The following is a 16,316-nucleotide window of genomic DNA, read 5'->3' as shown; positions in this document are numbered from 1 at the left end:
GGCCATTACTTTCGCCGTGGCGCCGAGATTGCGCCAGGGAACTGTCTCACTCAGCGATACGCTGGGCAGGTGACTGGCGGCGCAAACCTCGACACCGTGCTCGGCAAGGCGGTGACGATCCTGCGTGCCTTCCGGGCTGACGACCACGTGTTGCCTCTCGCCACCCTGGTCCAACGGACCGGACTGCACAAGGCAACGGTGCACCGCCTGGCCAACGAACTGGTCGCGAACCGTTTACTCGACCGAATCGACGGTGGCTACCGGCTCAGCGGCGGCCTCTTCGAACTCGGCATGCTCGCCTCCCTCGAACGCAGCCTCCTGGAAATGGCGATGCCTTTCCTCCAAGACTTGTACGAGCGGACCCACGAGACAGTTCACCTGGGGGTCCGCGACGGCCACGACGTCGTATACGTCGCGAAAATCGGCGGACACCGGCAAGCCAACTCGCCGTCCCGGACCGGTGGCCGGATACCGCTGTATTGCACCGCAATCGGCAAGGCGCTCCTGGCTTTCTCCGACAACGAATTTCGTCGCGAAGTGTTGTCGGAACCGATGACCAGACGCACCCCGCACACGATCGTTGCGCCCGGCATTCTCAATACCCAACTGAACCGAGTGGTCGAGACCGGTATTGCGTTCGAGCGCGAGGAATCAGCGCCGGGTCTCGCGTGCGTTGCGGCGCCGGTATTCGGGACCAACGACAAACCCGTCGCCGCCATCAGTGTCACCGGTCCCACCAGTCGCTTCGTTCCCGAGAGCCAAGTGCCTTACGTTCGCGCCGCTGCCGAAGGCCTACACAGCACCATCGCTCGCCGCGAACGATTGCGGTGATGTGGCCGTCCCGGCCTGGACGAGCCCGGTCAAGGCCTGCGGCAAAGGCCCCTCGTGTAAGACGCCGAGACGTTGGGTTGCGCGGGTGAGGGCGACATAGAGTTCCGACGCGCCGCGTGGGCCGTCGGCGATGATTCGCTCCGGTTCCACGACGAGCACGGCATCGAACTCCAGCCCCTTCGTTTCCGAAACAGGCACAGCGCCCGGCACATCCGCAGGTCCGATGACGATGCTCGTACCTTCGCGCCCGGCCTCGTCCTGATTGAATTCGTCGATGGCGGAGGCTAGTTCGTCGGCGGAGATTCGTCTGGACCACGGCGCGATCCCGCAGGCGCGGACGGACTCGGGTGGCTGCACGTCCGGCGCGAACTCGGAGAGCAGGGCGGCGGCGACGCTCATGATCTCGGCGGGGGTGCGATAGTTCACCGACAGGGATCGGTAGATCCAGCGGCCGGGAACGTACGGCTCCATCATCGTCGCCCACGAGCGGGCACCTGCGGGTGAACGTCGTTGCGCGAGATCACCTACCACCGTGAAAGATCGGTCCGGGCAGCGGCGCATCAGGACTCGCCAGTCCATCTCGGACAGCTCTTGGGCTTCGTCGACCACGATATGCCGGTACGTCCAGTCTCGGTCAGCAGCAGCGCGTTCGGCGAGTTCCCGGGTATCGCGTTCGACGAAACGATCCGCCAGGTCCTCGGCGTACAGCATGTCCTGGGCGAGAAGGTGATCCTCGTCGTCCATCAGATCCTCGCGGCTGATCATCATGTCCAGCACGCCCGCTGCATACGCGGCTTCGTCGCGGCGTTCACGTTCGGCACTCTGGTCGACGGGCTTGTCCCGGCCGAGCATGTCCACCAACTCGTCGAGTAACGGAACGTCCGAGACAGTCCAGGCGTCACCGTCCTGGCGAAGCAGCTTCTCGTCCGCGCCTGCCGCGCGTAGTCGCGCGGGAGAAGTAAACAGCTGTGTCAGTAGCTCTTTCGGAGTCAGGATCGGCCAGAGCGTGTCGAGCGCCGCCGTAAATGCGCTGTTTTCCACCAGCTCTGCGGTCAGGTCCGTCCGCACTTGCTCCCAGGCTTCACGGTCACTGCGTGTCAACCACCCCTTGCCGATCCGCGCTATCGCCCGTTCGGTCAGCGCCCAGGTGAGGATTTCGGTGAACACAGTGCGTGCGTCGTTGTGGGGGAGTCTGCTCGAACGGGCTTCTTCTCGGGCCCACTCCGCGGTTTCGGGGTCGATCCGCACCGTGACGTCCGCCAATTCGATCATCAGTGGGTTCTCGGGCAATCGTTGGTGATCGGCAATCGCTGCGCCGAGAACGTCCAGGATCTTCAGCGAACCTTTGAGCCCAGCGGCCTCCGGAGTGTCCTCGGCGGTGACGCGTAGACCGGGAACGAGATCACCGGTGGTCATGAACACCACGTCGGACTCGCCCAGCGAGGGCAGTACGCGGCCGATGTGGTTCAGGAACGCCGGGTTCGGCCCGACCACGAGAACGCCGTGACGTTCCATCCGCTCTCGTTGGGTGTAGAGCAGGTAGGCGACGCGGTGCAAGGCGACGACGGTTTTCCCGGTACCTGGGCCACCTTCGATCACCAGCACCCCGGGGTGTTCGAGTCGGACGATGTCGTCCTGTTCGGCCTGGATGGTTGCCACGATGTCCCGCATTCCCTCGCCGCGGGGTGCGTTGACTGCCGCGAGCAGGGCGGAATCGCTGTGCGTGTCGTGTTCTACGCCGTCGGGGCGCCCGAGTACCTCGTCGGTGAAATCGACCACGCGTCGACTCCGGGTGCGGAACTGACGGCGTCGACGCATGTTCTCCGGGTTGGCAGCAGTGGCAACGTAGAACGCGCGAGACGCCGGCGCCCGCCAATCGAGCAGCACCGGTTCGTAGTCGTTGTCCGCATCGAGAAGGCCGATCCGGCCGATGTAGGAGGTCTCGCCCGACAGCGAGTCCAACCGGCCGAAACACAGTCCGTTGTCGGCTACGTCCAGCCTTTTCACCTCTTTGGCAAGCGCGCGCACCTCGGCGTCGCGTTCCACGAGTGCTTCGCCATTTCCGCGCAGAGCGGTGTTGTACCTGCCTTTGACTCGGGCGCGCTCCGCATCGAGGCGTGCGTAGAGCCCCTCCACATAGTTCCGCTCGGAACGCAGTTCTTCTTCGTATCCCTGGGTTGGCACGTGCCCTCACTTCCGCTGGCTGTTCCGATCCCGTAGTCGGTCGTGCGGGATCGGAAGAGCCATTCTGCGGCACTACCCGGGCCTTGCCGCAAGGCCCCCAGTGGGATATATATTGATAATGGAAGGGAGTGTTGATCCTCCCTCGCAGTCCCTGTAACAGATCCCCCCCAGACTGACGTACGGCTCCCAGCCTGGTCGATGTTTGGACCCTGAACGCCACGGGTACAAATCTAGTGGCCGGTGCTCCAAAATCGGTTGCCCTCATGAACTTACGTGGATCGAGGGATTGTGAAGGCGATACTGGCAACGGCCGCAAGCATCCTTCTGGTGGTTGCCTTGGCCGTTGCCATCTTGCTTTTCCTTTCCGGATCTCCGCGCGAAGGCACCTCACACGAGCTTGCCGATACGGTGCACACGATCGGCGGAAAGCCGACCACCTGCAGCGAGTTGTTCGGCGAAACGTGCAGCTTCGCTTTGCAGTCGGACTACAACCAGTGGGGACAAGACCTCGACAGTTTCGTCAATGCGGGAACTCTCGGTCCCTTCGCCCGCAGCATCGGCTTCGTGGCGGAGGCAAAGCTGAGCTTGCAAGCATGCGAGGTCAGCGCCGCAGCTGGTCGGACGATTCTCGATTTCTACACTCTCGCCGAGATCGACCACCCCACGGCAACCACCACCGATCTCTTCCCCTTCTGGAACGAGTCCCGCCAATTCCTGTGCCCGGTAAACAGTTTCTGAGAACGGTTGATCGTTACTCGAGGAACGACCTCGTCGTTCGGCTACGACGAGTCATGGTCTGCGCCTGGTCGGTGCACGGATGTTTATGCGATTTTCGACGGGGTAGGGCCTTCTGTGTGGGAGTCCTGCCTGTGTGGGAGCCCTGAGCGAGAATCCGAAACGTATTGGAGGGTCAACGTGCCAGATGACAAGAGCGGTCCCAGCGAGGGAATCAAAGGCGTCGTAGAGGACGTCAAGGGTAAGGCCAAGGAAGCCGTTGGTGCGGTTTCCGGAAACGACAGTTTGACCCGAGAGGGCCGCGCCCAGCAGGACAAGGCCGAAAGCCAGCGAGAAGTCGCGAAGAAAGAGGCGGAAGCCGAGAAGGCTCGCGCCGATGCGGCCGCAGACGAAGCGCGACAGAAGTCCGAGCAATAGCCCTGACGCACTCGTCACCCTCGGCCTGGGATTGATCCCAGCCCGAGGGTGAGTCGTGGCTCCGCGTTCAGTTTGAAATCTCTACTTACTTAGGGCGTAACAAGATTCGTGCGCCCAGCATGACGATCAAGAGGAGCTGTTCGATGCCTTCATCTCAGTCCGTCCCAGGTGCACCGGCCCCGAAAGCGCCGGACCTGAAAGAACCGGTCAAGCCCCGACAGCCGTTGCCGCCCAAGGACGACCAGCGGCAGCCGGAGGTGCGTACCGTCGCGGGTGCCGAAGAGAAGGTGAAGGGAAATGGACGTGGCCAGCGGGGGGAGTACCTCACCACCGCCACCGGTACACGGCTTTACGAGACCGACCACTCACTGACCGCCGGCGAGCGGGGCCCGACTCTTCTGCAGGATCACCATCTGCGTGAGAAGATCACACACTTCGATCACGAGCGAATTCCGGAGCGTGTCGTCCACGCCCGCGGGGCGGCCGCGCACGGCACGTTCCTGGCGAATGGCGCAGCCGAAAACATCTGTAAAGCCTCGTTGTTCGCTTCAGGTGCCAGAACCCCGGTATTCGTACGCTTCTCGACAGTTCTGGGTTCACGCGGTTCGGCGGATACCGTCCGAGACACACGCGGCTTCGCCACCAAGTTCTACACCGACGAAGGTGTATTCGATTTGGTGGGCAACAACATCCCGGTGTTCTTCATCCAGGACGGAATCAAGTTCCCAGACATCATCCATGCCGCGAAACCCCACCCGGACCGGGAGATTCCGCAGGCGCAGAGCGCGCACGACACGTTCTGGGATTTCGTGTCGCTGCACACCGAAGCCACCGCGCACACATTGTGGAACATGTCCGATCGAGGCATCCCGCGCTCCTATCGCATGATGGAAGGCTTCGGCATTCACACGTTCAGGCTCGTGAATGCCGACGGCGAGACGAATCTGGTGAAATTCCACTGGAAGCCGGCCGCCGGAGTGCATTCACTCGTGTGGGAGGAAGCGCAGATCGCCGGCGGTGTGGATCCGGATTTCCATCGACGCGATCTTGCCGACGCCATCGAGGCGGGCGCATATCCGTCCTGGGATCTGGGCGTGCAGGTGTTCCCTGATACCGAAGACGAAATGTTCGAAGGCATAGATCTATTGGATCCCACCAAGATCGTGCCCGAAGAACTCGCGCCGGTTCAGGTCATCGGAACGATGACACTCGACGCCAATCCGACGAACTTTTTCGCCGAGACCGAGCAGGTCGCATTCCACCCGGGTCACTTGGTTCCGGGTGTCGACATCACCAACGATCGTCTCTTGCAGGCGCGTTTGTTCTCGTACCTCGACACCCAGATCACGCGACTCGGTGGCCCCAACTTCGACCAGATTCCGATCAACCGTCCTCACGCGCCTGTCAACGACATGCTTCGCGACGGCTTCCATCAGGACGGTGTGCATACCGGAGTCGCGCCGTACCATCCCAATTCGTTGGACGGTGGGTGCCCGTTCATGGCCTCGGCGGACAGCGCGGCCTATATCGAGGTGCCCGAGGAAGTTTCAGGGCGAAAGGTGAGGCAGGCGCCGGCATCGTTCGACGATCACTTCTCGCAAGCTCGACTCTTCTATCGCAGTCTCTCCCCTGTCGAACAGGAGCACGTTGCGCAGGCGTATACCTTCGAATTGGGCAAGTGCTACGAGGAGAACATCAAGACCCGGAATCTGGGCATCTTGGCGAACATCGACGCGGGTCTCGTGTCGATCGTCGCAGGGGGGCTTGGCCTTCCGGTTCCCGAACCGACGGAGCCGTTGAGCGATCCGGAGCTCAGCCCTGCACTGTCTCAGGTTGGCGCGGAATGGCCCGTCGACGGAAGGATCATCGCGCTACTGGTCGACGAGAACTCCGATCTCGACACCGTGGTTGCCATTCGAGACAAGATCTTCGACGCCGGCATGGTGCCGCTGATCCTCGGCCCGCACGGCGGAACCATCGGGGACGGTGACGACGCGGTGACGGTGCAGCGAACGTACCTCACGGCTCGTTCGATCGAATTCGATGCAATCCTGCTGAGCGGCGACGTTTCTCGGATCGGCGAGGGCAAGTTGGATCCACGGGTGGAGACACTGCTGAACGAAATGTATCGTCACAGCAAGGCAATTGGCGGTTGGGGTGAGAGCATGAGTGCGCTGGCTGCCGCCGGTATCGACGAGTCTGCATTGGGAGTCGTCGTCGATGCTGACGCGGAAGGAGCCCTCGCCTCACTCGCTCAGCTTCTGAAGACACACCGCGTGTGGGGGCGTTTCGAGGTGCCGCCCACATCCTGAGTGCCGGCGTACGTTCGAACTTGCGGTGTGGCCGAACTGCCAACTCGGCCACACCGCAAGTTCGGCCACACCGTCGGAGTGAAGACGAGTGAAGGGACGAAACAGTGGCTCGCAAGGACTCACAACCTCAACTCAAGGATCAAGAACTCTACGAAGAGCTACGTGAGAAGGGCGATCCCAAGGAGAAGGCGGCTCGAATCTCCAATGCGGCCGCCAATCTAGGGCGGTCGACTGTCGCCAAGTCCGGCGGACAATCTTCGCCGTACGAGGAGTGGACGGTCGACGATCTGAAGAAACGCGCCAAGGAACTCGATCTGCACGGGTACTCGAAACTGAACAAGGGTGAGCTGATCGAGAAACTCCGCGATCACTGAGCCGGATTCTGCTCGAGTTGTATTCTGCTTGTGCAGAATACAACTCGAGCGTTCGGTTCAGTGCCCTTCTTGATCGAAGAGTTCCTGACCTTCCAGTCGCTTGACCCGACGGTGTTCCATCAAGATGGCCAGTGTTCCGACGACGAAGGACACGACGCACACCGCGCCGGCGATGACTGCCCATCCGCGAAATCCGTAACCTGCTGCCACCAAGGTCAATCCGAGTGTTGCCAGACCCAGCCCGATCAGCAGGTATCCGGGATAGTTGCGCCCGTCGCTGATTGCCTCCCCGACGTGCGATCGATTGGTATGTTCGTCATCTACCGGTGAACTCCCGCTCATGTTGGTCACGGCGCACTCCGTCCTTCGCTCATGAAGACTTGCGATTCTTCGCTCGTCGTCGGTTCACAGGGCAACTACCCGATCGATGGGTGAATGAAACAGATGGAGTAGTGCCGAAGTGCGGAGAAAGCCGTACGCTCGAAGTATCGGGTGTGGAGGAAAACCGGTGCGAGGAAGGCCTATGAATGGGAAGCCGACTCCTGACCTATTCTCGGTAGGTACACCGACTCTCGGTGTCGAGGAGGAGTTTTTGCTCTGCGATCCGCAGACTGGGCGTCCCAGTCTGCGCAACTCCGAGGTTGCTGCTGCCGGGCGAGAACTCGGTATCTCGTTGCAACTCGAACTCACACGTTGTCAGGTGGAGACTTCCACTTCGATCGGCAGCCACATTCGTGACCTTCGTGACCAACTCTGTGAGTCTCGTGCCCTCACCGCCGATGCCGCTGCCCGCGTGGGATGTCAACTCATCGCTGTCGGAACGCCTTTCTACGATCCACCGGTCGACGAGATCACGCAGAAGTCGCGGTACCAACGGATGGCCGGTCAATTCGGTGCAATCACCGAAGGTGTGATGTGCGGTTGCCACATTCACGTGGGTGTCGAAGATCGAGAACGATCAGTCCAGATCATCAATCATCTGCGTCCATGGTTACCAACTTTGTTGGCATTGACGGCGAACTCCCCGATCAGCGGGGGACGCGATACCGGTTATGCGAGTTGGCGTTACGTTCTGTTCGGCAGATGGCCCAGTTCGGGTCCGCCGCCCTTCTTCGAGTCCGTGGGGCACTACGAGGATGCTGTTGCAGCGATGCTGGAGACAGGGGTCATTCTCGATCCGCACATGGTCTATTGGGACGTGCGCATGTCGGATCACCTTCCCACCGTGGAGATTCGGATCAGCGACGTGCCCGCCACCGTGGAGGAGACGATGACTCTGGCCACACTGGTGCAGGCACTCGTCGGCACCGCATCCGCTGCGATCACCAAAGGTGAGGTTGCGCCTGCCGTCGATCAGGAGCTACTCCGCGCGGCTTCCTGGCGTGCAGCACGTGACGGACTCGACGGCAGATCGCTGGACGTGGAATCCGTGCGCTTGCTGACTGCACATCAGGCGGTTCGGCGATTGGTGGATCATGTCGAACCTGCTCTGACCGCATTCGGAGAGTTCGAGCAGGTCACGGCTTCCTTGGACAAGGTCTTCAGCAACGGAAACGGAGCGATCATGCAGCGCCGGCAACTCGCGCGCCGGTCACGGGTGGCCGATGTGATCGACGAGTGCGCCCGACGCACTTTCGAAGGGTGCAGTTCACAAGGTGGCAGTGAGCTGTAGGGCACGGTTGGAATTGGCATTCCAAGACTTCCAATTTCTTATCGAGGTCACCGATCGGACAGCAGGAGGAGCAACATATGAATGGCGATCCACGACCCGAGCTTGCGTCGGACAAGGATCTCGACGATATGTGCAGGCAGTTGGCCGCAGTAGTAGAGGAACACGGTCTGTCGGTGGCGACGGCGGAATCGTTGACCGCCGGGAACATCGCCGCACATCTAGGAAAGGCGCCGAGCGCCGGTTCCTGGTTTTGTGGCGGGATCGTCGCATATACCCGAGCGGTCAAGCATTCCGTTCTTCATGTTCCTGACGGCCCAGTCGTCTGCGAGGACGCTGCTCGGGTCATGGCACACAGCACTGCCACACTGTTCGGCGCGACGTTGGCACTGGCCGTCACCGGCGAAGCCGGTCCGGATACCCAGGAGAACGTCCCACCGGGAACTGTGTGGTTCGGAGTCGTCGATCATGGGACCGCTGAAACAGAGAAGCAGGTTTTCTCAGGTGACCCCGAAGCTGTCCTGGGGGCGACCGTCGAGCATGCGATCGGTCTACTTTTGCGTCACGCGTCCGGTCGTCGCACACCAAGCTCGATAGGCGTGGTGTAGTCGAGAATTCAACTGTTCGAACGATTCTTGTGATGTCCCTTGTGTTTCGCAGGAGCCTGAGCAGTAGGAATCAGACGGCCGTCGGCCGTGTATTTCTCGACTACAAGGTGCTTGCTGACGCCTCGATTGGCATCCACGGCGCACGCGATTGCTTGCTTGTCGGAGTCGAAAGGTTCCTCGGTCGAGGAGCCGTCGGGCATCGTGATCTTGTACCGATCCATACATCGACTATTGCGGGTAGATCCGCCTCCGACAACCTTTGCTCACGGAAATGTCGGCCAGGAGAACAGAAGGTCAGCGGGTCCAGTAATCTTCGGGCCTTCGACCTGAACGGAATCCGTAGTGTTCGAGCATCGCTGTCGCTTCCGGGAAGTTCGCCGCCAGAGCCTCGGGCACATGGGCATCGCTTCCGAATGTCACCGCTTTGCCTCCCTCTTCGCTCCACCACTGGGGTATCCAGGACCACAGTCGACGGGTGTTCATCTCGAGCGCCCGACCGCTTTCGGCGATAGCGCGCATCGCATTTCGGAATCCGTCCTCGAATCGGCGGGGATCGAAAGGTCCGGCGATTTCGGTCGGCCATGCACGCACTGCGTAGTCGATATGGGTGAACACCTCGAAGGTCTGAGAGCCAGCCACCATACGCGGGATCTCTTCGAGGTAAGTCCACATCACTTCGTCGGCGCCCCACTTTCGAAACAGGGTGTTCGGTTCACTCCGATCGTCGCCGACTTCGAGCGTGTGCAAGGAACCCAATACCCGGTCGATGACACCGAGATCAAGGAGGTGCGACGCCTGCGCTTCGTGCAGGTGCGGTTGTCCGAACTCGACTCCGGTGAGAATCCGCAATTCAGGAAAACTGTGTCGACATCGTTCGATGCTGTCGAGATAGCCGTCGAGGTCGAGGATGGGTGCGCGGACGTAGCCGTCGGTGCTCAGCAGGTGATGTTGATGGGACATCAGATCTGCGGCGGTTGTGCGCCACCGAGCATCGAAGTCGAGATGCTCGGTGAACACCAAGGCGGGCAATCCGATTGCTTCGGCACGTGCGCAAGTCTGTTGCATTCGCCCGGAAGCGTCGGACTGTGGCCCGCCGGTATCCCACGACCACTCGCTGTGAACATGACTGTCCGCGGGTAGTTGCATGTTCAGTTCGTACCAGCTCAGGAGATATCAGTTCAAACCTTTTTGGTTTGGCCGAGGAATCGAACTCCTCGCGGCAACGTGGGCAGGGAGTTGAGGCCTACCCAGAAGGGCTTGTTGCTACCTTCATGCGCCGTCGACACAGCACACTCGTCGACATGTCTCGCTAGTTGCCTCGAGAGGTTGTTTCGCGAGTTTGTTGCAGGGGGAACAGGTATGGCCGTAGAAAACCTAGGGTTCGTCGGGACGGATCGCGCGTTCCATTTGGACTTCAGAGAGTGCAAACCGAGAAGGACGGAATCCTGTCGGTGGGGTCATCTAGGATGCAATCCAAATACCGATGCTCATGTCGGGAGACGGAATATCGATTCGGGTGGCAGTCGGAATTAGGAATGCATCGTTTGTTGGCGGTTGGTTAGTCATAGTGATTGTCCGTCAGTGCAGAACTTCGGTTCCCGCATTGCGTCAGCTATTCGAACCGAATCCAAGCGAACTGCAATGCGGAGTTCCGGATGCCTTTCCGATAGGAAGAACAACCCGCGAAAGGGTCAGGAATGGTCGATGCTGGAGTGGCGCTGCAACACGCAGTGGAACGAGCCGTCGGTAGTGGCAATCGAGAATTGGAAGAACTCGACGCCTTGATCAGCTCTCTGGTCGAACAGTTTGCACTGCCTGCCGGAGCACATTCCGCGGCCACATCGGGAGCAGTTCTCAGCCCTGAGCTTGCCGAAATCGCAGACGGGTTCGAGCGCAGCCTTCGCACTCACTTAGCTGACCAGCGCCGTGTGTTATCGACATTCAACATTGCATTTTTCGGCAGAACCGGAGCTGGAAAGAGCACGTTGCTCTCAGCGTTCGGTGGGCTCGATGGTGGCTATGTCTCACCTGGTGAAAGCGATTGGACCACCGACGTCACAGAGATCGCATGGAATAGCTGCCGGTTATGGGATACGCCCGGGATAAATGGATGGGGGCGCACTCAGTCGAGGGTTGATCTCGAGGAAACCGCAAGGCGAGCCGTCGAGATTGCAGACGTGGTTCTCTTGTGCTTCGACAGCCAGAGTCAGCAAGATTCGGAGTTCACGAAAGTCGCTCAGTGGGTGCGTGCGTACGGAAAGCCAGCCGTGGCGGTATTGAACGTTCGCAACCTCCGCTGGCGACACCCCGCCAAGGTAGCGAGCCAATCTGCGCGCCAATCGCTGTCTCGCGCAGTTCGAGAGCATGTCGATTCGATCGCAACAGAGTTGGCCAAGATTGATCTTCCATTCGCCCCGATCGTTGCAGTTCAAAGCCGCCGGGCATTGTTCGGTCGCGCGAGTACTCCGTTCAAAGGCCCTGCGGGACGGAATTTTCTGTCGGATCGTGAGCAATTTGGCGTGGAATACCTCACCCACTGGTCGAACTTCGGGGTGCTGGAAGAACTACTCGCTGCGTCGATAGTCGAGGGTGGTGCCGAGCTACGGCAAACCTCGCTGCGCGAGGGCTTCCGTGGTGTGCTTGACCTGACGGCCGACAGGCTCGAGCGAATGATTGCGGGCATAGAACCAAGAGTTGCTGCCGCGGAGCGCCAGATCGACCAACTCCTGGACGTCTTGGGGTATATAGACGGCGATGAGCGAGCAAAGTATCTCGGCCGTGATGATGGTCTGGATCTCCTGTCCGCTTTGGAAGACACGCGTGGACAGACGTTCACAGCAACTCCCGAAGGCGCGCTCGATCGACATATGAGCCATCTGATCAAATCGCACCTGTCGGGACTTCGTGAAGCTTCTATCGCGAAATCAGACGAACTGGCAGCCACTGTTTTCGAGAGTGGCAACTCAATCGACGACGAATTGTTCAGTAATACAGTTTTCGCGATGAACGACATCCAAGCGGCAGTTGTGACGGTTTGGAACTCGAAGGCAGCATTCCTGATGAGGGAACTGAAGCTGGCGAGCATCGACGAGGCGCCCGACATCACCGAATCGTCGACCGATTCGGCGACCTTGGATGGCCATGCAGGTCGGATGAAGTCGAACCTGGCCAGGTCCATGAAGATCGCCGGGATGGCCGCCGGTGGTGCGGCGGGTGCCATCTTCGTTCCAGCCGTCGCGAACGTCTGGAATCCTGTTGGTTGGGCGGGGGCGGCCGTTGCAGTCGGGTTGGGTGGCGCATCCCAAGCCGGTCGCTACATCGGCGAACGGGTCGCCGCAAGCACTGAAAAGCAGGGCGCTCTGGCAAGATTCGATTTCGGGCGGCAATCCAGATCTGCAGTTCATCGGACTTACGATCGGATCGCGCAGGAACTGCGCGAGCATGGACGAGATCTGTCTTGGCAAGTGGCAGAGCCCGTTCTGTCAGAACTGCTGGGCGAAGCACTTGCGTTGCGAAAGGATCGGAAGGACGCAGGTCATCTGGCAGCTCGCCTCCGTCAGGCATCGGAGTCGCTTCCGCTGGCGATAGATGCAAAATCGGTTTTGGAACGTGCGCAAGCACGCGTCCTGGCCGACCATTCGGCGCTGCCGCCGGGCGAGGGTGGGGCTTCCGGAGCAGATGCGAGGGGCTCCGTATCCGGACGTAAAGTCTGGTTGGGTGAAGATTGGTTCGAGTCCGGATCCCTGGACAAGAATGCGGTTGAGACGGAACGACTTCCGGTCTTCGTAGAACGGGACAACGTGGATCTGTCGAACCTGAAGCAGGCACTTTTGAAAGCATGGGACCTACCCTCTGATTCGTCTGTCGCCGAACTGATCCGAGAGATCGAGGACGCGACCGTCCTTGATGCGCAGATGCCGGGTGCTTCGCACAGCCAGGTAGCAATCAAGCCGGCCATCGTCGTGCTGGGTGACTACAGCTCGGGGAAGTCCAGTCTGATCAAACGTTTGTTGGTGGAGATGAGCGGTCAGGTTCCTGCGAACCTCCGTGTACGGGGTGGTGCGGCGACAAGTGCGGTTGAGCGTTACGACCTCGGACATATCCAGTTGCTCGATACGCCAGGGTTTCAGAGTGGCAATCGCGAACACGACGCCTTGGCGTTGAAATCTGCCGGCGAGGCTGCGCTTGTACTCGTCGTATTGCACGTCAACTTGCTCATCGGCGACATGACCCTCCTCCAAGGGATTGTCGAAGGGACACGCGAGACTGTCGCTAAAGATACTCGAATGATCTACCTGATCAATCGATCTGATGAGTTGGGCGTCGATCCCACCGCCGCACCGGAAGACTTCCTTCTGCTGAAGGATCGCAAGAAGGCAGAACTCATTGCGGCGTTGGGTTCATGTGGGATCGAGGTGAACGCGAACCAGGTTCACGTGCTCTCCGGTGATCCGTTTGGAGAGATCGGCGCGCGGACGGACGTGAGTCGCGAAGATTACGCGCAGCACCGCGACTGGGACGGTGTCGAACCACTCGTAAGGATGCTCGACTCTTACTCGAGAAAATCGGGGAGTGCCGGTGTGAGCGGAGCACAGCTCGATACAGCGTTGAATATGATGCTGCAGGGGCGCAATCGAATTGAGCAGAAGGTTGCAGAGGTGCGGGGTGAAGAGACGGCCCGAACCTCGCTGGAACAGTCAATTCGAAACTGCGAGCAGGATTCTGAGCTACTGGAGAAGTCGCTTCGGCAGGATGCGCATCGAGTCGTCGAGCCCTATGCGAATCGGTACACGGTTTATGCGGTTGAACAGGATCGTGGGGGTGTCGAGGACATTCCTGCCGCATTGAACGCGTTGTGGGCGAACAGCGACCTCGACTCTGATATCGATCAGTTCATGATCAAAGCTCAACAAGAAATCGAGACTTGGTTCCGTACGCACGCGTCGACAATCGGGCGTGAAATGGATGCGCTTGCCTTTACGACGGTGAGGCACCGAGCCGAGGATCCCGAATCAGAATTTATGGTGGTGGATGCGGGGAACATAGCTGCGGGGGCGGCCAAGGGCGGTTCTGCATTTGTGAGAGCGATCGCGAATCGCGACACGATTTACGCCATCGGCAAGGGCATCGGGGTGAAGTTCAAGCCTTGGGGAGCTGTGAAAGCCGCCGGCAGGGTCGCGAAGGTTGCCCCGATCCTGGCCGCAGCCGGAGTGGCTGCCGATGCACACGCGATGGTAAAGGGCGAACTCTCAACGAATGCTCGTGAGGAGCAAAGGCGTGAGGCGGCGGGGGTTATCGACGAGGCCGCAGCCGATCTCGTGCATCAAGTACTGAACGGCGTAGAAGAGGACGGGCCGATACCGCTCATTCGTGCCTCTGCAGCGTCTTTATCCGAATATACGAAGTTGCTCGAGAGTCAGCGACTAGTCGCGGCCGACGAAGAACGCGCGCTGATGGATACGCTCTCGAAGGTCGAACGGTTACTGTCCCAGGCTGAAAATCTGCGTGCATGCGAACGGAGCGGTGAATGAACGACATCGATGTGCTGAAGGTCAACGAATGGCTGGCGAGCCTGCCGGGTGGTTCACTCGCAGAGAACTATGCCGAACAATGGCAGCAATTCGCCTCGATCGATGCGCCTGTGATTACGATTTTCGGATCGTATGACACCGGCAAGAGCTCGCTTCTCCGACGTCTGTTGGTGGATAGTGAAGTGAGGGTGCCGGATTGGCTGACAATTAGCGCTCGGCACGAGACATTCGATGTCAATAGTGTAGAGCTGGCAGGCGTCGTTTTGAGGGACACCCCGGGTCTGGCAATTGGGGCGAAAGATGCGCGGGGCGTGATGAACACGCAGCGTGCAACCGAGGCGATAGACTTAACCGATATTGCAATTATCACCGTCACAACGCAATTGGCAACCGGCGAACATCAGGCTCTTCGTGAGATCGTCAGAAGTGGATGGACCTCCGATAGTCTTTGGTTCTCAATCTCCAGGTTCGACGAAGCGGGGATCGATCCGGATGATGATCTCGCGGGGTACAGGCAACTGGCGTCTCGAAAGACCGTGGAACTATCGGAATCGTTGGAGTTGTCGGCCGCGTATCCCATTTTTGTTGTCGCCCAAGATTTTGCTCAGATGGCGGGATCGACGAGGGACGTCGATGCTGAGGTTTGGGACGACTCACGTCAGTGGGACGGCATGGATGCTCTCTCTGCGGCGATCAAGAGAGTCGCGGCATCTGACTTTGCTGCGCTGAGAGCGTCGACGGAGCGACGGTACTGGCGCCAAACGGTTGTCAGAATTGTCGCTGAGCTGAGAACTCAGCTGGATGCTTGTGCCCCGCTTGCTGCTCAGGCCGACGCGACAGCGGGTCGTCGTCGTCAATCACTTGTCGCACTCGAAAGTGCCGACTCCGCAGCCAAAGACGACCTACGCGGTGCGTTGGGTGAAGCTACCCGAAGGGTCGTAGAAAGCGGAGTGCTGGACCAATCGGAAGTGGTTGCGGCCCTAAGGCCCACGCTTGTCGATTGGTTCGGTAAACACCAACGCGAACTGGATCGATTGCGTCAGGACGTCGGGAAATCGGCGGAGCGCCAACGAAATCAGCCGTCTTGGGGAAAGCTTGAAGGGCTCGTGGCGAAGATCGACGACAGCAAGGAACCCGCTGCTGCGATCCAACTCACCGCTTTTGCCCCCCATGTCAGCATGGTTGGAGCGTTGTTGATCAGACGCTTGCGCGACTTCGAGCGAGTCCAAAAGGGAGCATCTTTCGGGAAAGGCACAAATCGTGGCTCGGCCGGTCGACGCTCTGAGCCGAATGCGTGGTCGTTGAGCGACGGCGCCGATATTGCCGCCTTCCTGTTGCCGATAGTTGTTCAAATCGCCGCTTGGATTGACGAAGTTCGCATGAATCGGGCAGTTGCTTCGCAGGAGCAGAAGTCACGGGACGAGCAGCGGAGTAAGTTGACCGCCGCGGTGAGCGCAATTGCACTCGATTCGTGGAGTGAAGCTATTTCCGAAGTTCGGAACGAAATCGACGATGCCGGTGCGCATGCAGAACTATCTGAAGGGCTTCGTGATTCGATCGCAAAGTTGGAGTCCGCGATATCCGAGGGCGAGGGTTTGTTGTAGGCGAATCCACCTCGAGACGAGCAGCTAGCGGGCGCGGCAATCTCTTCGGCG

At 59.9% G+C, this 16,316-nt stretch carries 13 protein-coding genes and 1 pseudogene; 10 read left to right on the top strand and 4 right to left on the bottom strand.

Features of this window, described 5'->3' with window-relative positions; translation table 11 throughout:
- Nucleotides 1-69: 69 nt before the first annotated feature.
- A complete protein-coding gene (locus tag ACKAMS_RS10485; protein ID WP_020909647.1) occupies nucleotides 70-831 on the top strand; it encodes an IclR family transcriptional regulator in 762 nt (253 codons plus the stop codon).
- On the opposite strand, the gene helR is transcribed toward ACKAMS_RS10485, so the two are convergent.
- Nucleotides 793-3,015 carry an RNA polymerase recycling motor ATPase HelR gene (gene helR, locus ACKAMS_RS10480; protein ID WP_408988991.1) on the bottom strand — a complete coding sequence of 741 codons (2,223 nt, stop codon included), beginning with the start codon at nucleotides 3,013-3,015 and terminating at the stop codon, nucleotides 793-795. The genes ACKAMS_RS10485 and helR overlap by 39 nt on opposite strands.
- A 273-nt stretch (nucleotides 3,016-3,288) precedes the next feature.
- Here helR and ACKAMS_RS10475 point away from each other — a divergent pair, with 273 nt between their 5' ends.
- The 4 genes from ACKAMS_RS10475 (at nucleotide 3,289) to ACKAMS_RS10460 (ending at nucleotide 6,853) form a co-directional block, all read left to right on the top strand.
- A complete protein-coding gene (locus tag ACKAMS_RS10475; RefSeq protein ID WP_408988990.1) occupies nucleotides 3,289-3,753 on the top strand; it encodes a hypothetical protein in 465 nt (154 codons plus the stop codon).
- Between the two features lie 177 nt (nucleotides 3,754-3,930).
- Nucleotides 3,931-4,167 (top strand): CsbD family protein, encoded by a 237-nt coding sequence (locus ACKAMS_RS10470; RefSeq protein ID WP_029537228.1) that lies wholly within the window; start codon nucleotides 3,931-3,933, stop codon nucleotides 4,165-4,167.
- A gap of 143 nt (nucleotides 4,168-4,310) precedes the next feature.
- Nucleotides 4,311-6,479 (top strand): catalase, encoded by a 2,169-nt coding sequence (locus tag ACKAMS_RS10465; protein WP_029537226.1) that lies wholly within the window; start codon nucleotides 4,311-4,313, stop codon nucleotides 6,477-6,479.
- Nucleotides 6,480-6,583: 104 nt separating this feature from the next.
- Nucleotides 6,584-6,853 carry a Rho termination factor N-terminal domain-containing protein gene (locus ACKAMS_RS10460; protein WP_019745956.1) on the top strand — a complete coding sequence of 90 codons (270 nt, stop codon included), beginning with the start codon at nucleotides 6,584-6,586 and terminating at the stop codon, nucleotides 6,851-6,853.
- 57 nt (nucleotides 6,854-6,910) lie between these two features.
- Here the strand turns inward: ACKAMS_RS10460 and ACKAMS_RS10455 are convergent, their stop codons facing one another.
- Entirely contained in the window at nucleotides 6,911-7,195 is a 285-nt protein-coding gene (locus tag ACKAMS_RS10455) for a hypothetical protein (RefSeq protein WP_037120632.1), read from the bottom strand.
- A 181-nt stretch (nucleotides 7,196-7,376) separates the two neighbouring features.
- Here ACKAMS_RS10455 and ACKAMS_RS10450 point away from each other — a divergent pair, with 181 nt between their 5' ends.
- Complete coding sequence (locus ACKAMS_RS10450) at nucleotides 7,377-8,525, top strand: glutamate--cysteine ligase (protein WP_408988989.1); 1,149 nt, start codon at nucleotides 7,377-7,379, stop codon at nucleotides 8,523-8,525.
- A gap of 77 nt (nucleotides 8,526-8,602) precedes the next feature.
- On the top strand, nucleotides 8,603-9,130 hold the full coding sequence (locus ACKAMS_RS10445; protein WP_021333286.1) for a CinA family protein: 528 nt from the start codon (nucleotides 8,603-8,605) through the stop codon (nucleotides 9,128-9,130).
- An 8-nt stretch (nucleotides 9,131-9,138) separates the two neighbouring features.
- Here ACKAMS_RS10445 and ACKAMS_RS10440 read toward each other — a convergent pair whose 3' ends face one another.
- On the bottom strand, nucleotides 9,139-9,351 hold the full coding sequence (locus ACKAMS_RS10440) for a hypothetical protein (protein ID WP_021346022.1): 213 nt from the start codon (nucleotides 9,349-9,351) through the stop codon (nucleotides 9,139-9,141).
- Between the two features lie 73 nt (nucleotides 9,352-9,424).
- On the bottom strand, nucleotides 9,425-10,276 hold the full coding sequence (locus ACKAMS_RS10435; protein ID WP_408988988.1) for a PHP domain-containing protein: 852 nt from the start codon (nucleotides 10,274-10,276) through the stop codon (nucleotides 9,425-9,427).
- Between the two features lie 551 nt (nucleotides 10,277-10,827).
- On the opposite strand from ACKAMS_RS10435, the pseudogene ACKAMS_RS10430 reads away from it, so the two are divergent.
- The 3 genes and pseudogenes from ACKAMS_RS10430 to ACKAMS_RS10420 all read left to right on the top strand — a co-directional run.
- Nucleotides 10,828-11,400 (top strand): annotated as a pseudogene (locus ACKAMS_RS10430) (GTPase); the annotation flags it as partial.
- A gap of 117 nt (nucleotides 11,401-11,517) precedes the next feature.
- The gene (locus tag ACKAMS_RS10425) at nucleotides 11,518-14,661 is read left to right on the top strand and encodes a LeoA/HP0731 family dynamin-like GTPase (RefSeq protein WP_408989048.1); all 3,144 of its coding nucleotides are present in this window, start codon (nucleotides 11,518-11,520) and stop codon (nucleotides 14,659-14,661) included.
- Nucleotides 14,658-16,265: a GTPase domain-containing protein gene (locus ACKAMS_RS10420; protein ID WP_197941512.1), complete on the top strand. Its 1,608-nt coding sequence runs from the start codon at nucleotides 14,658-14,660 to the stop codon at nucleotides 16,263-16,265. Before ACKAMS_RS10425 ends, ACKAMS_RS10420 begins: the two co-directional genes overlap by 4 nt.
- Nucleotides 16,266-16,316: the final 51 nt, after the last annotated feature.

The sequence above is a fragment of the Rhodococcus sp. 5A-K4 genome (assembly GCF_046097995.1).
GTDB classification, from domain to species: domain Bacteria; phylum Actinomycetota; class Actinomycetes; order Mycobacteriales; family Mycobacteriaceae; genus Rhodococcus_F; species Rhodococcus_F erythropolis.
Note: the sequence above shows the minus strand (reverse complement) of the source record. Positions and strands in the feature narration are given on the sequence as shown.

What these genes read in the sequence shown, in the direction of transcription:
- ACKAMS_RS10465 (WP_029537226.1), top strand. Translation starts at nt 4,311, where the DNA reads ATGCCTTCATCTCAGTCCGTCCCAGGTGCACCGGCCCCGAAAGCGCCG.
- ACKAMS_RS10455 (WP_037120632.1), bottom strand. Translation starts at nt 7,195, where the DNA reads ATGAGCGGGAGTTCACCGGTAGATGACGAACATACCAATCGATCGCAC.
- ACKAMS_RS10450 (WP_408988989.1), top strand. Translation starts at nt 7,377, where the DNA reads ATGAATGGGAAGCCGACTCCTGACCTATTCTCGGTAGGTACACCGACT.
- ACKAMS_RS10445 (WP_021333286.1), top strand. Translation starts at nt 8,603, where the DNA reads ATGAATGGCGATCCACGACCCGAGCTTGCGTCGGACAAGGATCTCGAC.
- ACKAMS_RS10440 (WP_021346022.1), bottom strand. Translation starts at nt 9,351, where the DNA reads ATGGATCGGTACAAGATCACGATGCCCGACGGCTCCTCGACCGAGGAA.
- ACKAMS_RS10435 (WP_408988988.1), bottom strand. Translation starts at nt 10,276, where the DNA reads ATGCAACTACCCGCGGACAGTCATGTTCACAGCGAGTGGTCGTGGGAT.
- ACKAMS_RS10420 (WP_197941512.1), top strand. Translation starts at nt 14,658, where the DNA reads ATGAACGACATCGATGTGCTGAAGGTCAACGAATGGCTGGCGAGCCTG.